Consider the following 271-nt stretch of genomic DNA (forward strand, 5'->3'; position numbering starts at 1 on the left):
GACGCGCAGGCCTTTCCGGTCGATTTCAACGACGTGGATTTCTGCCTGCGCCTGGGGGCAGCCGGCTCCAGGACGATCTGGACGCCGCACGCGGTGCTGGCGCATCTCGAATCCGTCAGCCGCGGCCCCGCGATCGGCGCGGCCCGCCGGCGCTTCGAGGCGGAGGCGGACCGTTTCGTCGCGCGCTGGCGCGCCACGATCCGTCACGATCCCTTCTATCATCCCGCCCTGTCGCTCACGACCTTCGGCGAGGATCTCGAATAGGTTCGGC

Annotated in this window: 1 protein-coding gene; it reads left to right on the forward strand. The window is 69.4% G+C overall.

Going from position 1 to position 271, the window contains the following annotated elements; genetic code table 11:
- On the forward strand, positions 1–264 hold a 264-nt coding region (locus tag WDW90_RS39485; RefSeq protein WP_431311229.1), incomplete at its 5' end, for a glycosyltransferase family 2 protein.
- Positions 265–271 lie beyond the last annotated feature (7 nt).

It is taken from the genome of Methylobacterium nigriterrae (assembly GCF_037106235.1).
Classification (GTDB): Bacteria; Pseudomonadota; Alphaproteobacteria; order Rhizobiales; family Beijerinckiaceae; genus Methylobacterium; species Methylobacterium nigriterrae.